This window comes from Nocardioides sp. NBC_00368 (assembly GCF_036090055.1).
In the GTDB taxonomy this organism is placed as follows: domain Bacteria; phylum Actinomycetota; class Actinomycetes; order Propionibacteriales; family Nocardioidaceae; genus Nocardioides.
Map to the genome: position 1 here is coordinate 2,501 of NZ_CP107970.1, position 22,889 is coordinate 25,389.

The 22,889-nt window shown below is 67.9% G+C and carries 16 protein-coding genes and 2 rRNA genes; 7 read left to right on the plus strand and 11 right to left on the minus strand.

From position 1 onward, the window contains the following. Nucleotides 1-346 precede the first annotated feature (346 nt). The 4 genes from OG984_RS00015 (at nucleotide 347) to OG984_RS00030 (ending at nucleotide 5,693) form a co-directional block, all read left to right on the plus strand. Nucleotides 347-3,439, plus strand: a 23S ribosomal RNA gene (locus tag OG984_RS00015). A 171-nt stretch (nucleotides 3,440-3,610) separates the two neighbouring features. Then, nucleotides 3,611-3,727: ribosomal RNA gene (rrf, locus tag OG984_RS00020) — 5S ribosomal RNA — on the plus strand. A gap of 125 nt (nucleotides 3,728-3,852) precedes the next feature. Continuing rightward, nucleotides 3,853-4,956: a tetratricopeptide repeat protein gene (locus tag OG984_RS00025; protein ID WP_328529639.1), complete on the plus strand. Its 1,104-nt coding sequence runs from the start codon at nucleotides 3,853-3,855 to the stop codon at nucleotides 4,954-4,956. A 206-nt stretch (nucleotides 4,957-5,162) separates the two neighbouring features. Next, complete coding sequence (locus OG984_RS00030) at nucleotides 5,163-5,693, plus strand: DUF3145 domain-containing protein (protein WP_442940937.1); 531 nt, start codon at nucleotides 5,163-5,165, stop codon at nucleotides 5,691-5,693. A gap of 91 nt (nucleotides 5,694-5,784) precedes the next feature. Here the strand turns inward: OG984_RS00030 and OG984_RS00035 are convergent, their stop codons facing one another. From OG984_RS00035 to aceE, 7 genes are all read right to left on the minus strand, one after another. Then, nucleotides 5,785-7,230 (minus strand): acyl-CoA carboxylase subunit beta, encoded by a 1,446-nt coding sequence (locus OG984_RS00035; protein ID WP_328529640.1) that lies wholly within the window; start codon nucleotides 7,228-7,230, stop codon nucleotides 5,785-5,787. Beyond that, nucleotides 7,230-8,498 carry a beta-ketoacyl-[acyl-carrier-protein] synthase family protein gene (locus OG984_RS00040; protein WP_328529641.1) on the minus strand — a complete coding sequence of 423 codons (1,269 nt, stop codon included), beginning with the start codon at nucleotides 8,496-8,498 and terminating at the stop codon, nucleotides 7,230-7,232. The genes OG984_RS00035 and OG984_RS00040 overlap by 1 nt, the downstream gene beginning before the upstream one ends. 90 nt (nucleotides 8,499-8,588) lie before the next feature. Further along, nucleotides 8,589-8,840: an acyl carrier protein gene (locus OG984_RS00045; RefSeq protein WP_008364250.1), complete on the minus strand. Its 252-nt coding sequence runs from the start codon at nucleotides 8,838-8,840 to the stop codon at nucleotides 8,589-8,591. Nucleotides 8,841-8,895: 55 nt separating this feature from the next. After that, entirely contained in the window at nucleotides 8,896-9,882 is a 987-nt protein-coding gene (locus OG984_RS00050) for a beta-ketoacyl-ACP synthase III (RefSeq protein ID WP_328529642.1), read from the minus strand. Beyond that, entirely contained in the window at nucleotides 9,879-11,069 is a 1,191-nt protein-coding gene (locus OG984_RS00055; RefSeq protein WP_328529643.1) for an acyltransferase domain-containing protein, read from the minus strand. The genes OG984_RS00050 and OG984_RS00055 overlap by 4 nt, the downstream gene beginning before the upstream one ends. Before the next feature lie 103 nt (nucleotides 11,070-11,172). Next, entirely contained in the window at nucleotides 11,173-12,360 is a 1,188-nt protein-coding gene (locus OG984_RS00060; protein WP_328529644.1) for a PucR family transcriptional regulator, read from the minus strand. Between the two features lie 110 nt (nucleotides 12,361-12,470). Beyond that, nucleotides 12,471-15,206 carry a pyruvate dehydrogenase (acetyl-transferring), homodimeric type gene (gene aceE / locus OG984_RS00065; protein ID WP_442940995.1) on the minus strand — a complete coding sequence of 912 codons (2,736 nt, stop codon included), beginning with the start codon at nucleotides 15,204-15,206 and terminating at the stop codon, nucleotides 12,471-12,473. A 190-nt stretch (nucleotides 15,207-15,396) separates the two neighbouring features. Between aceE and OG984_RS00070 the strand changes: the two genes are divergently transcribed. Next, the gene (locus tag OG984_RS00070; RefSeq protein WP_328529646.1) at nucleotides 15,397-16,290 is read left to right on the plus strand and encodes a carbohydrate kinase family protein; all 894 of its coding nucleotides are present in this window, start codon (nucleotides 15,397-15,399) and stop codon (nucleotides 16,288-16,290) included. On the opposite strand, the gene OG984_RS00075 is transcribed toward OG984_RS00070, so the two are convergent. Next, nucleotides 16,287-17,246: an NAD(P)/FAD-dependent oxidoreductase gene (locus OG984_RS00075; protein ID WP_328529647.1), complete on the minus strand. Its 960-nt coding sequence runs from the start codon at nucleotides 17,244-17,246 to the stop codon at nucleotides 16,287-16,289. The genes OG984_RS00070 and OG984_RS00075 overlap by 4 nt on opposite strands. Continuing rightward, the gene (locus OG984_RS00080; RefSeq protein WP_328529648.1) at nucleotides 17,243-18,367 is read right to left on the minus strand and encodes a glutamate-cysteine ligase family protein; all 1,125 of its coding nucleotides are present in this window, start codon (nucleotides 18,365-18,367) and stop codon (nucleotides 17,243-17,245) included. Before OG984_RS00080 ends, OG984_RS00075 begins: the two co-directional genes overlap by 4 nt. 67 nt (nucleotides 18,368-18,434) lie before the next feature. On the opposite strand from OG984_RS00080, the gene OG984_RS00085 reads away from it, so the two are divergent. Both OG984_RS00085 and OG984_RS00090 read left to right on the plus strand, forming a co-directional pair. Then, nucleotides 18,435-19,220 carry a siderophore-interacting protein gene (locus OG984_RS00085; protein WP_328529649.1) on the plus strand — a complete coding sequence of 262 codons (786 nt, stop codon included), beginning with the start codon at nucleotides 18,435-18,437 and terminating at the stop codon, nucleotides 19,218-19,220. 190 nt (nucleotides 19,221-19,410) lie between these two features. After that, complete coding sequence (locus OG984_RS00090; protein WP_328529650.1) at nucleotides 19,411-20,598, plus strand: Cmx/CmrA family chloramphenicol efflux MFS transporter; 1,188 nt, start codon at nucleotides 19,411-19,413, stop codon at nucleotides 20,596-20,598. Nucleotides 20,599-20,639: 41 nt separating this feature from the next. Here the strand turns inward: OG984_RS00090 and OG984_RS00095 are convergent, their stop codons facing one another. Next, the gene (locus tag OG984_RS00095) at nucleotides 20,640-21,767 is read right to left on the minus strand and encodes a glycoside hydrolase 5 family protein (protein ID WP_328529651.1); all 1,128 of its coding nucleotides are present in this window, start codon (nucleotides 21,765-21,767) and stop codon (nucleotides 20,640-20,642) included. A gap of 92 nt (nucleotides 21,768-21,859) precedes the next feature. Next, a complete protein-coding gene (locus OG984_RS00100) occupies nucleotides 21,860-22,882 on the minus strand; it encodes a LacI family DNA-binding transcriptional regulator (protein ID WP_328529652.1) in 1,023 nt (340 codons plus the stop codon). Nucleotides 22,883-22,889 lie beyond the last annotated feature (7 nt).

Genomic DNA, 22,889 nt, shown 5'->3' on the forward strand with positions numbered 1-22,889 from the left:
CTGTTGGGCCCTGAGGAATCACACGGGTCTGTTGATCAGATCAAGTGATTGTCTCTTCGCCCCCTTCGCCTGAAGGAGCTCGGTATGAGCACTGGATGGGGTTGTGCGGGCTGGCCGGCGCTGCTGGGTTCGTCCCGGATGAGCGTTGGAGTTGATAGTTGGATAGTGGACGCGAGCATCTTGTTTAATAAGAATGCACACACCTTGTAGGCACTTGAGCCTTGGGTTGGAACCTTCGGGGTTACTCCTTTGGTGAGGGTGTGGGTGTGTGTTGGTCTTCGTAGCGCATGACAGGCTCGACAACGTGATGTTGTTGTGTTTGTTGTTTTTGTTGAGTGTTTGTGAGAGATAAGCTATGAAGGGCACATGGTGGATGCCTTGGCATCAAGAGCCGATGAAGGACGTTGGAGCCTGCGATAAGCCCTGGGGAGTTGGCAACCGAGCGTTGATCCGGGGGTGTCCGAATGGGGAAACCCAGCACGAGTCATGTCGTGTTACCTGCGCCTGAATCTATAGGGCGTTTGGAGGGAACGCGGGGAAGTGAAACATCTCAGTACCCGTAGGAAGAGAAAACAATAGTGATTCCGAGAGTAGTGGCGAGCGAAATCGGATGAGGCCAAACCAACTGCGTGTGATAGACGGCAGTCGTTGCGTAGTTGGGGTTGTGGGATATGTCTTTCATCGTCTGCCGGCGGTGAGCTCAGTAAGAAACCAAGCATGAAGGTGAACCAGTTGGGAAGCTGGGCCGTAGCGGGTGATAGCCCCGTAATCGTATGTGTTTGGCTGGGTTGATGTACTTCCCAAGTAGGACGGCACTCGTGGAATGTCGTGTGAATCTGGCGGGACCACCCGCTAAGCCTAAATACTTCTTGATGACCGATAGCGGACCAGTACCGTGAGGGAAAGGTGAAAAGTACCCCTGGCGGGGAGTGAAATAGTACCTGAAACCGTGTGCCTACAATCCGTCAGAGCCCGGCCGACCCTTCGGGGTAGTGGGGGTGATGGCGTGCCTTTTGAAGAATGAGCCTGCGAGTTAGCGGTGTGTGGCAAGGTTAACCCGTGTGGGGTAGCCGTAGCGAAAGCGAGTCCTAATAGGGCGATTGAGTCGCGCGCTCTAGACCCGAAGCGAAGTGATCTAGCCATGGGCAGGTTGAAGCGCCGGTAAGACGGCGTGGAGGACCGAACCCACTTCAGTTGAAAATGGAGGGGATGACCTGTGGTTAGGGGTGAAAGGCCAATCAAACTTCGTGATAGCTGGTTCTCCCCGAAATGCATTTAGGTGCAGCGTTGTGTGTTTCTTGCCGGAGGTAGAGCACTGGATAGCCGATGGGCCCGACCAGGTTACTGACGTTAGCCAAACTCCGAATGCCGGTAAGTGAGAGCGCAGCAGTGAGACAGTGGGGGATAAGCTCCATTGTCGAGAGGGAAACAGCCCAGACCATCAGCTAAGGCCCCTAAGCGGTAACTAAGTGGAAAAGGATGTGGAGTCGCAGTGACAACCAGGAGGTTGGCTTGGAAGCAGCCACCCTTGAAAGAGTGCGTAATAGCTCACTGGTCAAGTGATTCCGCGCCGACAATGTAGCGGGGCTCAAGTTATCCGCCGAAGCTATGGCACTCCGGTTTTCCGGGGTGGGTAGGGGAGCGTCGTGTATCGGGTGAAGCAGCGGAGTGATCCAGCGGTGGACGGTACGCGAGTGAGAATGCAGGCATGAGTAGCGAATGATGTGTGAGAAACACATCCGCCGATTGATCAAGGGTTCCAGGGTCAAGCTAATCTGCCCTGGGTAAGTCGGGACCTAAGGCGAGGCCGACAGGCGTAGTCGATGGACAACGGGTTGATATTCCCGTACCGGCGAAGTGACGCCCATGATGAGGCGCATGATGCTAACCATCTGAAGCACACGTGACCGATCCCTTCGGGGTGAGGCGTGTGTGTGGAACATGGGACCCGAGTGTGTAGTAGTCAAGTGATGGGGTGACGCAGGAAGGTAGTCGAACCGGCGCGATGGTTGTCGCCGGCCAAGCATGTAGGACTGAGTCTAGGCAAATCCGGGCTCTGTATGTCTGAGATGTGATGGGGAGCCGTTTGGTGAAGTCGATGATCCTATGCTGTCGAGAAAAACCTCTAGCGAGTCATGAGCCGCCCGTACCCCAAACCGACTCAGGTGATCAGGTAGAGAATACCGAGGCGATCGAGCGAACCATGGTTAAGGAACTCGGCAAAATGCCCCCGTAACTTCGGGAGAAGGGGGGCCCGGATCGTGAACCCACTAGCTGGGGGAAGCGTGAAGGGCCGCAGAGACCAGGCCCAAGCGACTGTTTACTAAAAACACAGGTCCGTGCGAAGTTGTAAGACGATGTATACGGACTGACTCCTGCCCGGTGCTGGAAGGTTAAGAGGACGGGTTAGCCGTAAGGCGAAGCTCAGAATTTAAGCCCCAGTAAACGGCGGTGGTAACTATAACCATCCTAAGGTAGCGAAATTCCTTGTCGGGTAAGTTCCGACCTGCACGAATGGAGTAACGACTTGGGCGCTGTCTCAACCGTGGACTCGGCGAAATTGCACTACGAGTAAAGATGCTCGTTACGCGCGGCAGGACGGAAAGACCCCGGGACCTTTACTATAGTTTGGTATTGGTGTTTGGTTCGGCTTGTGTAGGATAGGTGGGAGACTGTGAAGCGCACACGCCAGTGTGTGTGGAGTCATCGTTGAAATACCACTCTGGTCGTACTAGATGTCTAACTTCGGACCATGATCTGGTTCAGGGACAGTGCCTGATGGGTAGTTTAACTGGGGCGGTTGCCTCCTAAAATGTAACGGAGGCGCTCAAAGGTTCCCTCAGCCTGGTTGGCAATCAGGTGGCGAGTGTAAGTGCACAAGGGAGCTTGACTGTGAGACAGACATGTCGAGCAGGGACGAAAGTCGGAACTAGTGATCTGGCCACGGCATGTGGAAGCGTGGTCACTCAACGGATAAAAGGTACCCCGGGGATAACAGGCTGATCTTCCCCAAGAGTCCATATCGACGGGATGGTTTGGCACCTCGATGTCGGCTCGTCGCATCCTGGGGCTGGAGTAGGTCCCAAGGGTTGGGCTGTTCGCCCATTAAAGCGGCACGCGAGCTGGGTTTAGAACGTCGTGAGACAGTTCGGTCCCTATCCGCCGCGCGCGTAGGAAACTTGAGAAAGGCTGTCCCTAGTACGAGAGGACCGGGATGGACGAACCTCTGGTGTGCCAGTTGTACCGCCAGGTGCATGGCTGGTTGGCTACGTTCGGAAGTGATAACCGCTGAACGCATCTAAGCGGGAAGCACGTTTCAAGATGAGGTTTCCCACCCTTTATGGGTTAAGGCCCCCTACAGACTATGGGGTTGATAGGCCGGAGGTGTACAGCAGTGATGCCCAGCCGACCGGTACTAATAGGCCGAGGGCTTATCTTTCATAAACCCTCAACAAAAACAACAACCATCGAAGACTGACTCTTTGATGAGACTGTTCGCGTCCACACCAACTAGCAACAAGCTAGAACTGAACAATGGCTTGGCCACCCCAAGCAGATCTGCCTGGCAGCGAAAGCGCCGGCAGATGCAGCGGGGGTGAGTCGATAGAGTTACGGCGGCCATAGCGAAGGGGAAATACCCGGTCCCATCCCGAACCCGGAAGTCAAGCCCTTCAGCGCCGATGGTACTGCAACCGAGAGGCTGTGGGAGAGTAGGACGCCGCCGGACAAAATTTCAGGTAGAGGCCGCCCATTGGGCGGCCTCTACTGCTTTTACTGGCACTGTGTTTGTCAACGTGACGATCTGGGGATCGTTCGAAGTCGCTGCGGTACGCAGCAGTGAGGATGGCGGCTATGGCTGACGAGCGCCGTAGCAACAGAGGCGGTAAGCCCGCCGGACGCCCGGGGCGTCCGAAGAGCTCAGGTTCATCGTCCACCGGCGGCCGAGGCGGCCGTGCGGGTGGCAGCGGCCGGCCCGGTACGGGTGCGGGTCGCAGCAGCGACCGTCGTGATGGCGGTGGCGGCCGCGGAGGCGAGCAGCGCCGTGACGGTGGGCGAGGTGGCGATGAGCGCCGCGACGGCAAGCCGTCGACCGGGCGCGGTGGTCCTCGCGCGGGCGGTCGCACCGACGGTCCGAAGCGCTCTGACGGCCCGAAGCGCGGTGGCGGTAGCGACCGCAAGGGCGGCTACTCCAAGGACCGCGGCGGCAAGCCCGGTGGCAGGCCGCAGCGCCGCTTCGACGAGCCGCGCGAGGAGCGTACGGCCGACCAGCGCGCCTACGACGGCCCGGAGCTGCCGGACGAGGTGACCGGCAAAGAGCTGGACCGTGCGATCTCGGCTCAGCTGCGCGGTCTGCCGGAGAAGCTTGCGGCGCGGATCGCCCGTCACCTGGTCGCTGCCGACATGTTCATCGACTCCGACCCCGAGCTGGCCTACCAGCACGCCAAGGCGGCCAAGTCGCGTACGCAGCGGATCGCTGTGATCCGCGAGGCGCTGGGGGAGGCGGCGTACGCTGCCGGGCACTACTCCGAGGCGCTCGCCGAGCTGCGCGCAGCGAAGCGGATGAACGGGGCGACGGCTTACCTGCCGATCATGGCGGACTGTCACCGTGCGCTCGGCCAGCCCGAGCAGGCGATCAAGCTCGCTCACAGCCCGTCCGTGGTGAACTTCGAGGCGCCGGCGAAGGCCGAGATGACCATCGTCGAGGCCGGTGCTCGCCGCGACATGGGCCAGTACGACGCGGCCCTGCGGATCCTCGAGCAGTCGCCGCTCAACAACAAGAGCCGCGAGCCCTGGGTGGTGCGACTGCGCTACGCCTACGCCGACACGCTCCAGGACGCGGGCCGGGACAAGGACGCGCTGACCTGGTTCCACCGCACGTACGCGATCGACGCCGACGAGATCACCGACGCCGCGGCGCGGGCCGAGGCGCTCGAGAAGACGGTCGAGAGGGACTGAGAACCTCATCAGTTCGCATGATCAGTGGCGATCGACGTCTGTGTCGGTCGCCACTGACCGTTTTGGCCCGATACTGGAGATCCTGGGCCGCGTAGGTAAGAATGGACAGCACAACTACATCAATGTGATCCACCGAAGTGTTCCTTCACGCATCATCGAGCCCGCTGGGGAAGGCGTAGCTCGCGCCGCAACGAAGGAGATATTCGGTGACCACTCAGATCAAGGACCCGAGCGCCTCGCGTGGTATCGCCCGAGGCGTTGTGTTTGTGCATTCGGCTCCCTCCGCGCTCTGCCCTCACATCGAATGGGCCGTCGCGGGGGTGCTGGGCGTGCCGGTGAACTTCGACTGGACGGCTCAGCCCGCCCAGGCCGGCACCTACCGAGCCGAGCTCTTCTGGTCGGGTGCGATCGGTTCCGCAGCGGCCATCGCCTCGGCGCTGAAGGGGTGGACGCACCTGCGCTTCGAGGTCACCGAGGACGGGACGTCCACCTCCGAGGGTGGGCGTTACTCCTTCACCCCCGACCTCGGCGTCTTTCACGCCGTCACCGGTATGCACGGGGACATCATGATCCCGGAGGACCGGCTCAAGGCCGCCGTCGTGAAGGCCGCTCTCGGCGACACCACGCTCGAGCTCGAGGTCGACAAGCTCCTCGGCAAGCCGTGGGACGACGAGCTGGAGACCTTCCGTCACGCGGGAGAGGGCGCGCCCGTACGCTGGCTGCACCAGGTCGTCTGAGCGACCCGTCGGCCGCGGAGCACGGCCGATGACGGACCGAGGCCCCGGAGCGTGAGCTCCGGGGCCTCGGTCCGTGTCTGGCCGGTGTCGGTCAGAGTGGGATGTTGCCGTGAGCACCGCGGCGTACGCCGACGGTCTGGATCGCGTCCTCGAAGGCGGCAGCGATCGCACTGCGGGTCGCAGCGGGCTCGATGACCTCATCCACGACACCGATCTCGACGGCCTTGTCGACACCGCCGGCGAGGCGCTCGTGCTCGGCCGCGAGCTCCGCCTCGACCTGAGGACGGAGGTCGGGCGCGACCTCGGCGAGCTTGCGGCGGTGCAGGATGCGGATGGCGGCGACCGGACCCATGACCGCGACCTCGGCGCCCGGCCAGGCGAAGACCTTGGTGGCGCCGAGGGAACGTGCGTTCATGGCGATGTAGGCGCCGCCGTAGGTCTTGCGGGTCACCAGGGTGACCCGGGGGACCACACACTCGCCGAAGGCGTGCAGGAGCTTGGCGCCACGGCGGACGACCCCGTCCCACTCCTGGCCGACGCCCGGCAGGTAGCCCGGGACGTCGACGACGACGATCAGGGGGACGCCGAGCGAGTCGCAGAGACGTACGAACCGGGAGGCCTTCTCCGCAGAGAGGGAGTCGAGGCAGCCGCCGAGCCGCAGCGGGTTGTTGGCGACGACGCCGACGGTGCGGCCGCCGAAGCGGCCCAGGGCGGTGACGATGTTGGGCGCCCAGCGAGCGTGCAGCTCCTGGGTGGTGCCCTCGTCGAGGATGTTCTCCACGAGCGGGTGTACGTCGTAGGCGCGCTTCTTCGACTCCGGCAGCTGCTCGGCGAGGTCCTTGTCCTCCACGGCGGCAACGTCGAGGCCACCCTGGGAACCGAGGAGGGAGGTGACCGTGCGGGCCTTGTCGAGCGCCTCGCGCTCGGACTCGGTGAGGATGTGGACGACACCGGATCGGCGGCCGTGCGGCTCCGGGCCACCGAGGCGCAGCATGTCCACGTCCTCGCCGGTGACGGAGCGTACGACGTCGGGGCCGGTCACGAAGATCCGGCCCTCGGGGCCGAGGATGACGACGTCGGTGAGAGCAGGACCGTAGGCGGCACCCCCGGCGGCGGGGCCGAGGACGACCGAGATCTGCGGGATTTTGCCGCTGGCCTGCGTCATCGCGTGGAAGATCCGGCCCACGGCGTGCAGGGAGAGGACGCCTTCGGCGAGCCGGGCACCGCCCGAGTGCCACAGGCCGATGATCGGGATGCCGTCGGTCATCGCCCGGTGGTAGGCGTCGACGACCACCCGGCAGCCGAGGTCACCCATCGCACCGCCCATGACGGTGGCGTCGGAGCAGAAGGCGACCGCCCGGGTGCCGTCGACCTCGCCGACGGCGGCCAGCATGCCGGAGTCGTCGTCGGGGGAGATGAGCTTGACGGTGCCCTCGTCGAAGAGCGCCTTCAGACGGGTCAGCGGGTTGCGCGGGTCCTGGTCGCGAGGAAGCTTCTGCTTCGCCGCGGGGGCCGGTGCAGGCGCCGTGATCGTCATCAGATGCTTCCGTAGACGACCGCGACGTTCGCGCCACCGAAGCCGAAGGAGTTGTTGAGGGCTGCGATGTCGCCGACCGGCAGGTCGCGCGCCTTGGTGGCGATGTCGAGCTCGACCGCGGGGTCGAGATTGTCGAGGTTGATGGTCGGCGGCGACTGGCGGTGGTGGATCGCCAGCACGGTCGCGACCGTCTCGAGTGCCCCGGCGCCGCCGAGCAGGTGACCAGTCATCGACTTGGTCGAGGTGACCACGACGTCCTCGACGTGCTTGCCGAGGGTGGCGTGGAGCATCAGGCCCTCGGCGATGTCGCCCTGCGGGGTCGAGGTCGCGTGGGCGTTGACGTGGGCGATCGTGCTCGGGTCGATGTCGCCGTCCTCGAGCGCGCGCTTGATGGCGCGGCTGCCGCCACGACCCTCCGGGTCGGGCTGGGCGATGTCGTGAGCGTCGGCGGTCACGCCGGAGCCGAGGACCTCGGCGTAGATCCGGGCGCCACGGGCCTGGGCGTGCTCGAGCGACTCGAGCACGACGATGCCGGCACCCTCACCGAGGACGAAGCCGTCGCGGCCGGTGTCCCAGGGGCGGCTGACCGCGGTCGGGTCGCCGCCGTCGGGGCCGGACGCGGTCTTGGACAGGGCCATCATGTTGGCGAACGCGGCGATCGGCAGCGGGTGGATCGCGGCCTCGGTGCCACCGGCGAGCACGACGTCGGCGCGGCCCAGACGGATCTGGTCGGCGGCCAGAGCGACCGCCTCCGAGCCGGAGGCACAGGCAGAGATCGGGGTCTGAGCCGCGGCGCGGGCGCCGTAGGTCAGCGAGATGTTGGCTGCCGAGGCGTTGGCCATCAGCATCGGGACGGCCAGCGGGCTGACCCGGCGCGGCCCCTTGGCGAGAAGCGTGTCGTAGTTGTCGAGCAGGGTGGTCACGCCGCCGATCCCGGTGGCGACGGCCACACCGAGGCGCTCACCGTCGAGGCCGGCCTCGGTCGCGGTGCCTTCGAAGCCGGCGTCCTTCCAGGCCTCGGCCGCGGCGACCACGGCGAACTGTGCGGAGCGGTCCAGGCGCCTGGCCTTGACCCTCTCCAGGACCTCGGACGGCTCGACGGCGATGCGGCCGGCGATGCGTACGGGAAGGTCTTGAGCCCACTCCTCGGTGAGCTGGCGGATGCCGGAGCGGCCGGCGATCAAGGCATCCCAGGTGGTGGCTACGTCTCCGCCGACCGGGTTGGTGGTGCCCAATCCGGTGACGACGACTCGGGTGCGGCTGCTCATGTGGTCTCCGTGGGGTGTTGGCGCGTTGGGATCAGGTGCAACAGGTCCGGCGGCTCGGCCTGGGAGGGTTGGCCGAGCCGCCGGGGCGCGTCAGGCGTTCGCGGAAGCCTTCTCGATGAAGCTCACCGCGTCGCCAACGGTCTTGAGGTTCTTGACCTCCTCGTCGGGGATGGATACGCCGAACTTCTCCTCGGCGGCAACGACGACCTCGACCATGGACAGCGAGTCGACGTCGAGGTCGTCGACGAAGGACTTGTCGAGCTGGACGTCGGCGACATCGATGCCGGCGACCTCGTTGACGATCTCGGCGAGGTCGGAGCGGATCTCTTCGGTGGTGGCCATGTGTGGTGCTTCCTCTCGGATTTTCTTTGTGGTGAAACTCTGGGTGGTGGTGGGGCTAGGGCAGGACGACGACCTGGGCGGCGTAGACCAGCCCGGCGCCGAATGCGATGAGCAGTGCGGTGTCGCCCGACTGAGCCTGCCCCTCTTCGACCATCCGCTCAAGGGCCAGTGGCACCGAGGCCGCCGAAGTGTTGCCCATCGTGGCGATGTCGCGCGCGATCTTGACCGACTCCGGGAGCTTCATGGAGCGGGCCAGGGCGTCGACGATGCGCATGTTGGCCTGGTGCGGGACGAAGCAGTCGAGCTCGTCGGCGGTGATGCCGGCCTTCTCGAGCGCTTCCTGGCCGACCTTGGCCATCGCGAAGGAGGCCCAGCGGAAGACGGGGTTGCCCTCCATCGTGAGCCAGGGCGTCTCCTTGGCCTCGTTGGCCACGAACCAGTCGGGTGTCTGGATCAGGTCGGCCTTGTCGCCGGAGGAGCCCCACACGACCGGACCGATGCCGGGCTCGTCGCTCGGGCCCACGACCGCTGCGCCGGCGCCGTCGGCGAAGATGAAGGCGGTGCCGCGGTCGTGCGGGTTGGTGATGTCGGAGAGTCGCTCGACGCCGATGACGAGTACGTGGCGAGCGCTGCCGCCGCGTACGAGATCGTTGGCCATCGCGATCCCGTGGCAGAAGCCGGCACAGGCCGCCGAGATGTCGAAGGCGGCCGGATTGTCGGCGCCGAGCTCGTCGGCGATCAGCGCGGCGACCGCAGGGGTCTGGCGCATGTGGCTGACCGTGGCGACGATCACGCAGTCGATCTGGTCGATACCGATGCCGGCGTGCTCGAGAGCCTTGCGGGACGCGGCGACCGACATCATCTGCACGGTCTCCTCGTCGTTCGCCCAGCGGCGCTCGACGATGCCGGAGCGGGTGCGGATCCACTCGTCGGAGGAGTCGATGAGGCCGACGATCTCGCTGTTGGGGACGACCCGGCTCGGACGGTAGCCGCCCACACCGAGGATGCGGGCGTGCGGGGCACCTGTAGGGGATGAGATCACGAGTGCTGCGCTCCCGTCGGGTGCAGACGAAGCAAGGGCTGGCCGGGGGAGACGAGGTCGCCGTCCTCGACCAGCCACTCGATGACCTCGCCACCGTGGGCCGAGGTGATCGCGATCGTGTCGCGCAGGCTGGCGATGGCGCCGATCTCGGAGCCGGCCGGGATCACGTCGAGACCGGACATCGTCTCGGAGAGCTTGAAGGTCCCCTTGGACGGGGAGACGACCATGCGCCAGGTCGGCGTGGTCTCGATCGGGTTGGCCTCGCCGTGCTTCTCGACGAACGCACGGGCGTCCTCGAGCTGGTCGGGCGTCTTCAGGGCGAAGGTCTCGACGCCCTTGAGGGCTCGCTTGGCGATCCCGGTCAAGGTGCCGGCCGGCGGCATCTCCAGGATGCCGGTCACGCCGATGTCGGACATCGTGTCGAGGCAGAGGTCCCAGCGCACCGGGTTGGCGATCTGGCCGACGATCCGGTCCAGCGCCTTGGCGCCGTCGTGGACGATCTGGCCGTCCTTGTTGCTGATCAGGCGCGTACGCGGGTCGTGGGTCGAGACGCTCTGGGCCAGCCGGGCGAGGTGGCCGACGGCGGGCTCCATGTGCTTGGTGTGGAAGGCGCCGGCGACGCTGAGCGGCATCAGCCGGGCCTTGGCGGGCGGCTCGGCGGCGAAGGCCTCGAGCTGCTCGAGCGTGCCCGCGGCGACGATCTGGCCGGGGCCGTTGTCGTTGGCGGGGGTGAGGCCGTGCTTCTCGATCGCGGCGAGGACCTCCTCGCGGACCCCGCCGAGGACGGCGGTCATGCCGGTCGGCGTCTTCGCAGCGGCCTCGGCCATGGCCTTGCCGCGCTCACGGACGAGGACCATCGCCTGCTCGGCGCTGATCGCGCGAGCGCCTGCGGCGGCGGTGATCTCACCGACGCTGTGGCCGGCGACGGCGCCGATCTTCGAGAAGGCGTCCGCGGGCTGCGGGAAGAGCTGCAGGGCCGCGACCAGGCCGGTGGCGACCAGCAGGGGCTGGGCGATCTCGGTGGCGCGGATCGTCTCTGCGTCGGCATTGGTGCCGTAGTCGATCAGGTCGATGCCTGCGACGGTCGAGAGCCACTCCATACGAGCGGCGAAAGCGGGGTCCTCCAGCCACGGGGTGAGGAATCCTGGTGTCTGAGCACCTTGTCCGGGGGCGACAATGACGAGCACGGAACGATGGTCCCGTCTGGAGGGGTCCTGGTTCACCTTCGGCGGCGACGAATATCTGTCACGCAATTCTGTAGGGGTTCTACAATTTCCGCCGTTACCAGGGTTAATGGTCCTGTTGCCTGCCGAGGATCAGGGCGACCTGCAGCGCAAGAGCGTCCCGCGAGTCGGTCGGGGTGAAGCCGGTGAGCTCGGCCACCTGCTTGAGCCGGTAGCGAACGGTGTTGGGGTGCACGAACAGGGTGCGACCGGTGGCTTCGAGGCCGCCTCCGGCGGCGAAGTACGCCGCCAGCGTCTCGATCAGGGTGCTGCGGGCCTCCACCAACGGCTGGTAGAGATGCTCGATCAGGTAGCGGTGGGCCCAGGCGTCGCCGGCCAGGGCGCGTTCGGGCAGGAACGACTGGCTCCGTGCCGGACGAGGCGCGTCCGGCCAGCCGGGCGCGGCCCGGTAGGCCGAGAGTGCGGCTCGCGCGGACTCGGCGGCGGTGGCGAGGCCGGTCGCCATCGGCCCGACCACGACGGGTCCGTCGGCGAACAGGTCGACGATGCGACCTGCGGCTTCGAGGGGGTCCTCGATACCGCCGAGCAGGGCGACGAGGCGGTCACCCTGGACCGCGCACAGGGTGTGCATGTCGTGGACGCGGGCGCGGCGGCGTACCTCCTCCAGGGCGGCGTCGAGGCCGATTCCCTCGGGTGCGTGGCCGAGGACGGCGCACAGCTGCAGGTCGGCGTCCCAGCCGAGCGCGCTGGCCCGGGAGAGGACGACCTCGTCGGTCTCGGCGCGCAGGACCGCGTCGACCACGAGCGCCTCGAGCCGGGCGTCCCACGCGCCACGCTGCTCGGCGGCGCGGGCATAGACCTCCGCGGTGGCGAAGGCGACCTCGCGGGCGTAGCGGCCGATGGCCTCATGAACGTCGGCGGCGTCCTCGGTGCCGAGGAGGTCGTCGATGTTGGCCTCGACCACCTCGATCGAGAGCCGGACCAGGTCGACGGTCTGCTGGAGCGTGATGATGCCGGTCAACGCGCGCGGCGCGACGCCGAACATCGAGGCCGCCAGGTCGGGCTTGGCGGTGTCGGCGGAGGCTCCGCCGGCGTACCAGCCGACGAACTCCTTGATGCCGGCCTGGACGATCAGGCCGACCAGGGAGCGGTTCTTCGCGGAGAGATCCTTGAACCACGGCATCGCGTCGTCCATCCGCGAGGTCGCTGCGGTCGCCAGCCGGCCGGTGGCTCGCCGCAGCGCCTGCGCGGTGCGCTGGCGGGTGGGAGGGATCACTGCGGTCACGTTGTCCATTCTTGCGCTTAGTACATCTGATGACATGCCGAGTCGGCGCATCCGACCCCTCTGGCTCGCTTCGCTTCGCCAGACACGGGGTCAGATGCGCCGACTCGGCGCCACGAGGCTCAGGCGTCGCCGCCCTCCTGCATGATGCCCTTCGTGGCCGTCGGGTCGTCGATGCGGTAGGTGTCGAAGGCCTTCTTCACCAGCGCGGCGTCGATCTCGCCGGCCTCGGCCAGTGCCTGGAGGGCCTGGACGACGACGGACTGGGCGTCGATCTGGAAGAAGCGACGCGCGGCCGGGCGGGTGTCGGCGAAGCCGAAGCCGTCGGCACCGAGCACGCGGTAGTCGTCCGGCACCCAGCGGGCGATCTGCAGCGGGACGGCCCGCATGTAGTCGGAGACCGCGATGACGGGGCCGTTGGACGCCGAGAGCTTCTCGGTGACGTACGGCGTGCGCGGGGTCTCGCCCGGGTGGTTGAGGCTCCACTGCTCGGCGTCGATGGCGTCCCGAGCGAGCTCGTTCCACGAGGTGACCGACCAGGTGTCGGCCTTCACGCCCCAGTCCTCCTCGAGGATGCGGGCAGCCTCCTCGACCCACGGGAAGCCGACGCCGGAGGCGAGCAGGCGGACCTTCGGACCCTCGCCCTCGGCGGTCGAGACCTGGTGGATGCCCTTCAGGATGCCCTCGACGTCGACGCCCTCGGGCTCCTTGGGCTGGCTGACCGGCTCGTTGTAGACGGTGAGGTAGAAGATGACGTTCTCGCCGTGCGGGTGCTCCTCGGAGGTGCCGTACATCCGCTCGAGGCCGCTCTGCATGATGTGGGAGACCTCGTAGGCGAACGCCGGGTCGTAGTGCACGACCGCCGGGTTGGTCGCCGCGAGCAGCGGGGAGTGACCGTCGGCGTGCTGGAGACCCTCACCGGTCAGCGTGGTGCGGCCGGCGGTGGCGCCGATCAGGAAGCCGCGGCCCATCATGTCGGCCATCGCCCAGATGGAGTCGCCGGTGCGCTGGAACCCGAACATCGAGTAGAAGATGTAGAACGGGATCATCGGCTCGCCGTGGGTGGCGTACGCCGTGCCCGCAGCGGTCGCAGAAGCCAGCGCCCCAGCCTCGGAGATGCCCTCGTGGAGCAGCTGGCCCTGCGCGGACTCCTTGTAGGAGAGCAACAACTTGCGGTCGACGCTCTCGTACTGCTGGCCGCCCGGGTTGTAGACCTTGGCGCTCGGGAACATCGCGTCCATGCCGAACGTGCGGTACTCATCGGGGGCGATCGGGACGATGCGCTTGCCGATCTCCGGGTCACGCATCCAGTCCTTGAGGAGCCGGACGGTGGCCATCGTGGAGGCGATCTTGTTCTTGCCGGAGCCCTGCTTGAGCTCGGAGTAGACCTTGTCGCCCGGCAGGGTGAGCGGCTTGAACTCGACCCGGCGCTGGGGGAGCGGGCCGCCGAGCTGCTTGCGGCGCTCCATCATGTATTCGATCTCGGCCGACTCCGGACCCGGGTTGAAGAACGGGGCGGCGCCGGTCTGCTCGTAGGTCGCCTCGAGCTCCTTGTCGGAGATCGGCAGGAGCAGACGGTCGCGGAACTTCTTCAGGTCCGCCATGGTCAGCTTCTTCATCTGGTGGGTGGCGTTCTTCCCCTCCAGAGCGTCGATCGTCCAGCCCTTGATGGTGTGGGCCAGGATCACGGTCGGCTGCCCGACGGTCTTGGTGGCCGCGTCGAAGGCCGCGTAGACCTTGCGGTAGTCGTGGCCGCCACGGGGGAGCTTGCGGATCTGCTCGTCGCTCATCTGCTCGACCATCTTGCGCAGGCGCGGGTCGGAGCCGAAGAAGTTCTCCCGGACGTAGGCACCGGTCTCGACCGAGTAGGTCTGGAACTGGCCGTCGGGGGTGGAGTTCATCTTGTTGACCAGGACGCCGTCGACGTCCTTGGCGAGCAGCTGGTCCCACTCGCGGCCCCAGATGACCTTGATGACGTTCCAGCCGGCGCCGCGGAAGTTGGACTCCAGCTCCTGGATGACCTTGCCGTTGCCGGTCACCGGGCCGTCGAGCTGCTGCAGGTTGCAGTTGACCACCCAGACCAGGTTGTCGAGCTCTTCGCGGGCGGCGACGCGGATGGCGCCGAGGGACTCCGGCTCACCCATCTCGCCGTCACCGAGGAACGCCCACACGCGCTGGTCGGAGGTGTCCTTGATGCCGCGGTTCTGCAGGTAGCGGTTGAACCGCGCCTGGTAGATCGAGTTGATCCCGGTCAGGCCCATGGAGACCGTCGGGAACTCCCAGAAGTCCGGCATCAGGCGCGGGTGCGGGTAGGACGAGATGCCCTGGCCGACGCCGTGCTGCACCTCCTGGCGGAAGCGGAAGAGCTGCTCCTCGGTGAGCCGGCCCTCGAGGAAGGCACGCGCGTAGATGCCGGGGGAGGCGTGGCCCTGGATGAAGACCTGGTCGCCACCGCCGGGGTGATCCTTGCCGCGGAAGAAGTGGTTGAAGCCGACCTCGTAGAGGCTCGCGGAGGACTGGTAGGTGGCGATGTGGCCGCCCACCTCGAGGCCCTTGCGGTTGGCGGAGGAGACCATGACGGCGGCGTTCCAGCGGATGAAGGCGCGGATGCGTCGCTCGATGTCCTCATCGCCCGGGAACCACGGCTCGCGGTCGGAGGGGATGGTGTTGATGTAGTCGGTGCTTCGCAGGGCGGGCACGCCGACGGACTGCTCGCGGGCGCGCTCCAGAAGACGCAGCATGACGTAGCGGGCCCGCTCGCGCCCGCTCGACTCGAGCATCGCGTCGAACGAGCCGAGCCACTCACTGGTCTCCTCGGGATCGATGTCCGGAAGCTGGGTCGGTAGACCCTCGTGGATTACGGTCGGCTGGGCGGGGGTCGGGCCCTGCGGACCACCAGTCGTCTCGGTGGATTCTTCGGTCACATCCTCAATGGTCGCACGCGGTCGCGAGCGGTCGCGCACCCGCGGTGGGTTACTGGACAGTAGGAGGTTTCTGCTGGTCAACCCCGAAAATTCGTTGGTACGTCGAGTTGCTAATCTGCCGCCCGTGACCAGCCTGGATCGTGACAATGCCGTTGCTGACGTATTGGTGGTAGGTGAGGCACTGGTCGACGTGGTCACCACGTCCGACGGTGTGACCCAGGACCATCCGGGCGGCAGCGGTGCCAACGTCGCCGTCGCGCTGGGCCGGCTCGGCCGTCCGGTGCGCTACGCGGCCTCCTACGCCGACGACGCCCGTGGGCAGGCCCTCGCCGCCCACCTGGCCGGCTCCGGGGTCGAGATGGCCTGCGACCCGCACGTGCTGGCCCGCACCTCGACGGCGCAGGCGACCATCACGGCCGACGGCTCGGCGACGTACGTCTTCGACCTGGAGTGGAAGCTCGGCGAGGTCGAGGTGGGGACGCCGCGGTTCGTGCACATCGGCTCGCTCGCGCCGGTGCTCTCGCCTGGCGCCGAGACCGTCTTCGCGCTGCTCGACGGGCTCCCCGACTCCGTGCGCGTCCTCTACGACATCAACATGCGGCCCACGCTGACCGGAACCGGCCAGGAGATCGTCTCGCGCATCGAGCGGGCGGCGGCGTACGCCGATGTCGTCAAGGCCAGCGACGAGGACCTCGAGACCCTCTATCCCGGGATCGGTCTGGACAAGGCGGCCGCCAGGCTGCTCGAGCTCGGGGCCGGGGCGGTCGCGGTGACCCGCGGCGGCGACGGTGCCAGCTGGATCACCGCGTCCGAGCGGATCGACGTCGAGGCCCGGAAGGTGACCGTCGTGGACACGATCGGTGCCGGCGACACCTTCTCCGCCGGCCTGGTCGACGCGCTCTGGGACGACTTCGACCGCGACCGCCGTGAGGTGCTCGCCCACGGCGTCCGGGCGGCGGCCGTCACCGTCTCGCGCGCCGGTGCCAACCCGCCGACCCGGGCCGAGCTCGAGATCTAGGTGGCGAGCCGCTCGGCGAGCGTACGTCCCAGCCAGGCCGCGGAGCGGATGGCGCTCCCACAGTTGGCGACGAGGACGCCAGGGCTCGGCTCGTCGACCACGAGGGTCTTCTGTGCTGTGTCGACGCCCCAGAGGATGTCGTCGACACGGGCGTCGCGGAGCCAGGGGAGCGTCGCGGCGAGCCCGCTGTCGAGGATCTCCTTCCAGTGGTCGACGGGTCCGGAGGTGTCCTCGTCCTCGACGATGTCCTCCTGGCCGACGAGCACTCTCAGCTGCCCGTCGATGAGCTTCACGAAGACATAGCCGAACCCGTCGCCGATCGGCACGATCGTGTGGGGAAGAAGCTCGCGTTCGGGCGGAACCGGGAGGTCGAGCACGAACAGCTGGCGCTTCTCGGGCTCCGCGCTCGTCTGTGGGAACACCGACGCGTTCGCCGCGCCCATCGCGCCGAGGACCTGCCCGGCGCGGATGGTGCCGCGGGAGGTCTCGACCACATGACCGCTGCCGTCAGGACGTACGCCGGTGACGACCGCGTCGACCAGCGTCGCTCCCGCCTCGAGCGCCTGGTCGCGGAGCATCCCGACGAGCCCGGTCGCGGAGACGTTGAGCGCGGGGATGTGCTCACCGGTGTGCAGCAGGTGGTAGGTGTTCTCGATCATCCCCAGCTCGGCGCCGTCCGCGGCGCCGCGGATGAACTGCTCGGTCTGGGTCGTCATCTCGCGCTTGACCGGGTCGGGCCAGGTCCACCGGATGCTGCCGCCCGAATAGCGGTAGGTCGCGACATGACCGGGGTCCTCGGCAGGGTCGTGGTCGATCAGCGCCACCCGCAGGCCGGGCCGAGCCAGGAACGTGGCCGTCGCGGCGCCGATCGGGCCTGCTCCGCAGATCGCCACGTCGGCCTCCGCAGGAAGTGTCACGAGTCGGTCAGCGGGCAGGTCGGCGGGGAGATCAGTCAACGAAGTCCTTCCGGGTGGTACATCAGGCCGGTGCGCGAATATGCGTCCAGAAGGCTATCGGCTGGGGTACGTCCCTCGCTCAGCAACTGGTCCAGACCATCGAGGTGGCCGACTTCGTGCCGCAGGCCAGCACGTTCGGAGAGTGCCCGGCGGGCCGCCGCGAGCACCTGGCGGGCGCCGGCGGCGATCTCGGGGTCGGTGAACGCGGCGGTCGCGGCGCGCTGGTGGAGGTCGCGACTGGGCTTGTCGGCGAGCCCGGGAAGGTCGCCGGCGAGGCAGACACCGAGCGTCAGTGCCGCGCCGGCGAGCAGCAGCTCGCGGGTGAGGAAGGAGTCGAAGGCCTTGAACTCGATGCGTCCCTCCTCACGAGCGATCCGTGGTCGGTGGACCATCGTGGGCTCGGCGCCGGCGGGCGGATCGACGAAGCAGCGCGCGGCCACCCGCCGCCAGGTGCGCTCGTAGGTGCGCTTGCTGGGGCCGTGCCACGGCTGGCCGGCGTGGAAGGGCGAGCTGAAGCTGAACGGCACCATGAAGGGGCTGTAGTAGGTCAGCCGGCGGGTCACCTCGACGACCTCCGTCGCGGAGAGCCCGGGGAAGGACAGATTGATGTCGGGGCCGTAGCTCAGGTTGGAGACCTCGGCGTGGTCGTACTCCCGGTGCTCGGCCCGCATCCGCTGCTCCCACTCGTTGAGCGGCGGGTCGAGGACGTACGCCTCGCGGACCGGGTTGAAACCGACGATGCCCAGGTGCAGGCCGAGAGGCTCGAGGCGCTTGGCGATGTCGCCCTGCAGGTCGACGAGCCGGTCGGCGGCCTCGGTGATGCTCGGGCAGATCGGAGTGCGGATCTCCACGCCCTTGACCAGCATCGTGGTGAAGGTGCCCTCGGCGTCGAACCGCTCGTCGCCCTCGAGGTACCAGTAGCCGCTCTTGATGCCGAGGTCGCCGCGGACGAGGCCGTCGTCGGTCGTGCCGGAGCCGTCGGCGAGAGCGCGCTGGAGGGCGTCGAAGTCGAGGTCCACGAAGTCACGGAATGTGCCCACGTCGCGAATCGCACCCGCGCCTACGTCGGGCGACTCCGTCACCAGGGCATACTCGAACTCGAACCCGGCGGAGTAGAGCACGGCGCAACTCTAGGGCAGTCGGCGGGCCACCATCTGCATTTCTCGGAAATTAGGTTAGGCTCCCCTCATGTTTCGCGCGGTCAAGCCGGAGACAAAGCCGGAGACACGGGTCGTGGTCACCGCCACCCGTCGGCTCAGTCCTGGGATGATCCGCGTCCATTTCCGTGCCGACGACCTCTCCGCGTTCGACGGCAGCGTGTGCACCGACCGGTTCCTGCGTCTGGAGATTCCCGTCGGTGACGGCTCGACCGTCTGCCGCACCTACACCGCGCTCGACCCCTCGGTCGACGAGGGCACCCTTGCCGTCGACTTCGTGCACCACGGTGACGAAGGCGTCGCCGGCCGCTGGGCCGCGACCGCGGCTCCGGGTGACGTACTGACCGTGCGTGGGCCGGGTGGGACGTACGCCCCGGACCCGGCTGCCGACTGGCATCTCCTCGTCGGCGACGAGTCGGGTCTGCCCGCGATCCGGGCGGCACTGGCGGCGCTGCCGGCCGACGCGGTCGGCTACGCCGTGATCGAGGTGCCCTCCGCGGAGCACCTCCAGCAGGTCGCGGCGCCGGCCGGGGTCGAGGTGCGCTGGGTGGACGCCAGCGTCGATCCGCCTCTGGAGAGCGTCGTCCGCGAGCTGCCCTGGCTGCTCGGCCGGGTGCACGCGTTCGTGCACGGCGAGGCCGAGGTCACGATGCAGCGGATCCGTCCCTACCTGCTGCGCGAGCGCGGGATGCCGCGCGGGGACCTGTCGATCTCCGGCTACTGGCGCCGCGGCAACAGCGAGGACAGCTTCCGGGTGTGGAAGCGCGGGCAGGCAGCCGACCGCCAGGTGGCGTACGCCGGCAGGGCGCTGCGGTAGCCTTTAGGCCATGTCGAGCCCTGAGGCAAGCACTGTGGGGGCTTTCGGTCACGCCGTCAGCCCCCTGAACCACTGAGGTTCCAGCCCTCCCGCCCCGGCGCGTTTCGCGCGGGCGGTCGTTCGGCCATCCCTGGGTGCTGGCCGTGGTGACGAGACGCCTTCCGTCCGTTTCCTGCCTCGGAGTACCCACATGCCTCTCGCGCTCTACCTGCTCGCCCTGGCGGTCTTCGCCATGGGCACCTCGGAATTCATGCTCGCCGGTCTCGTGCCGGACATCGCCGCCGGCCTCGACGTCTCGGTCGGGACCGCCGGTCTGCTCACGTCCGCGTTCGCGGTCGGGATGATCCTCGGCGCGCCGGTCATGGCCGCTTTCGCGCGCCGGTGGCCGGCCCGCGCCGCTCTCCTCGGCTGTCTGGCCCTCTTCGCCGCCTGTCATGTCGTCGCCGCCCTCACTCCGACCTTCTCCGTGCTGTTCGCGACCCGGGTGATGGCGGCGGTCGCCAACGCCGGGTTCCTGGCGGTCGCGCTCAGCACCGCCACTCGCCTGGTGGCCCCCGACCGGAAGGGACGCGCGCTCGCGGTCCTGCTGTCCGGTACGACGCTCGCCACCGTCGCCGGTGTGCCCGCGGGCGCGCTGCTCGGTACGGCCCTGGGCTGGCGGGCCACGTTCTGGGCGGTCGCGCTCCTGTGCGTGCCGGCGGCCTTCGGGATCGCCAACGGAGTGCGGTCCGGCACCCGGGAGACATCGAGTGTGCCGGGTCCGTCATTGACCGCCGAGCTCGCCCAGCTGAGAGCGCCGCGACTGCTCGTCGCGATGTCGCTGGGCGCGCTGGTCAACGGCGGCACCTTCGCCGCGTTCACCTTCCTGGCGCCGATCGTCACCGACACGGCCGGGTTGGCCGAGGTCTGGGTGCCCTTGGCACTGGTGCTGTTCGGCATCGGCTCCTTCGTCGGGGTCGCCGCCGCCGGGCGGCTCTCCGACCGGCACCCGCAGCTGGTCATCGCCGTCGCCTCGCCCGCGCTGCTCCTGGGATGGCTGGCCCTGGGGCTGCTCGCGGACCGCGCGGTGCCGCTGCTCGTGCTGGTGCTCGTCCAGGGCGTGCTCGCGTTCGCGGTCGGCAGCAGCCTGATCGCGAGGGTGCTCTACGCGGCGTCCGGCGCGCCGACCATGGGCGGTGCGTATGCGACCGTGGCGCTCAACGTCGGGGCCGCGGCCGGGCCGGCGATCGGAGCGTTCGCGCTGGCGGAGGTCGGCGGTCTGGGGCCGGTGTGGGTCGCGGCGGTCCTGACGGGGGTCGCGCTGGTCCTCGCCGTGCCGTCGCTCCGCCTGATCTCACCGCGGGACCGGCACGGGGACGGCGCCGTGCCGGCCCCGTGATCGATCGCGGCCAGGGCCGGGCCGGGCAGGCCGGGCCCTGGTCAGTGGGGCGCGACGATCTCGACGGGCCCCTCGATCCGGGCGGCGACCCAGGCGCGGTGGAACTCGCTGCCGGGCGCGACCTCGGCCCGGCGCTCGGGCTCGCGGATCAGGTCGACCGGGCACTCGAACTGCCTGCGCGGGCTCGGCGCGGGACGGGTGCCGCCGTGCTCGGCGATCGCCGCCGCCAGCGCCTCGGCGACCGGCTTGCGCCGGTGGTCGACGGTGAAGAGCCCGAGGTCGTACTCCCGCTCGGGGAAGTCGACCAGTGACCGGTCCAGGTCGTGGGAGCACCACCAGGTGATGCCGAACAGTGCCGGGTTCTGGACGACGTGGTCGATCGTGCCGGTGACGAACTCGCGCACGCTCTCCGGAGTGATCTCCGGCAGGGGAGCGCCGATCTCCTGGAGCCAGACCGGACGCCCCGGCTCGGTGGCGTACGCAGCAGCGAGCTCGACCAGGTAGTCGGCGTGCGTGAGCGTGGCCGGTCCCAGGGGCGCGTCGATCGCGCCGACGCCGTTGAAGACCCACGAGTGCACGGTGCTCAGGTCACCGAGCGTGGTGACGTCGGCGGGTGCGAAGGGGTGATCGGGCGCGTAGAAGGCGTCGTCGAAGAGCGAGTGGAGACAGAGCAGGCCGGGGGCTGCCTTGCGGGCGGTCTCGAGGAGCTCCTGGGCCCAGGAGCGGGAATCGGCGATGGTGGTCGGGTTGGACGGCCACAGGTTGTTGACCTCGTTGCCGAGGGTCAGAGCGAAGACGTTGTCGCGGGTGGCGACCGCGGCGGCGAGGGTGTCGACGTAGGTGCGCAGGCCCGCGCGTACCTCCGGGTGGCTGAAGACCGATCGCTGGTGATGGGTGAGCACCCATGACGGCAGGAAGTCGAAGCTCGACAGATGGCCCTGGACCAGGTCGACGCAGACGTCGAGGCCGCGGGCCGCGGCCAGGTCGATGGTGGTGAGCACGTCGTCGACCGCCGCGGAGCGGATCAGCGAGCGGTTGGGCTGGATCCACGGCCAGACCGGGAAGATGCGTACGTGGTCGAGACCGAGGCCGGCGAGATCGTCGAAGTCGCGGGCGATCTGGTCGGCGTCGAAGTCGAGCCAGGAGTAGAACCAGCCGGCTGAGGGCACGTGGTTGGCTCCGAAGCGCAACGGGGCAGTGGCGGAGGGGGGCGGGTGAGCTGACACCCGCGCAATATAAACCGTTTAAGTAAACCAGGCAATCAGTGTCCAGCGGGCGGAGCCGTGCTCTCTCGGGGGACGAGCACCGGCGTGCTCGACTGGTGGCGCACGGTGAGGGTCGGGTCGCCGATCAGCCGGAGCAGCTCGCGGGCGGCCTCGGTCGCCCAGCCCTGGGTGTCACGGGTCAGGGCGGTCAGTGCGGGATGGGTGAGCCGGGCCAGCAGGGAGTCGTCGAAGGAGAGGATCGAGAGATCCTGCGGCACCCGCACGCCCATCTCCAGGGCGACGCCCAGCCCCGCCACGGCCATCACGTCGCTGTCGTAGACGATCGCGGTCGGCCGCTCCCGCCGCGACAGGACCCGTCGGGTGATGACGGCGCCCTCGGAGTCGCTGTAGTCGGTCGGGATCGAGACCACCTCGGCCAGCTCGTGGCGCTCCTTGGCCTCGGTGAGCACGTCCATCCGGCGCTTGGTGTGCAGGAACTGCGGCATACCGGCGACGTGGACGACGTGACGGTGGCCGAGCGCGGCGAGGTAGTCGACCGCCTCGTGCATGGCCTCGCTGTCGTCGGCCCAGCTGTAGCTCAGCGACGTGTCCGGGAGCGGTCCGCCGAGCACCATCACCGGCACGTCGAGCGCCTCGAGCGCGGCGAACCGGGGGTCCTCGATGAGTGGGTCGAGGAGCACGAAACCGTCGACCCGCTTCTCGGCCGCCCAGTTGCGGTAGGCGGCCATCTCCGCCTCGGGATCCTCGACCACGAGCAGCTGCAGCGCGGTGCCGTCCTCGGCCAGGCCCGCCTGCAGGCCGGAGACGACCTGGCCGAAGAAGGGCTCGAGCCCGAGCGTACGAGCGGGGCGGGACAGGATCAGGCCGACGGCTCCGGCGCGCGAGTTGCCCAGGGATCTGGCGGCCCGGTGGGGGCGCCAGTTCATCTCGTCGGCGACGGCCAGGATGCGTCGCCGCGTCTCCTCGCTGACTCCCGGCCGTCCGTTGAGTGCGAACGAGACCGCGCCCTTGGAGACGCCGGCGCGTTCGGCGATGTCCGCGATCGTGGGTCGTGCCATCGGGCAA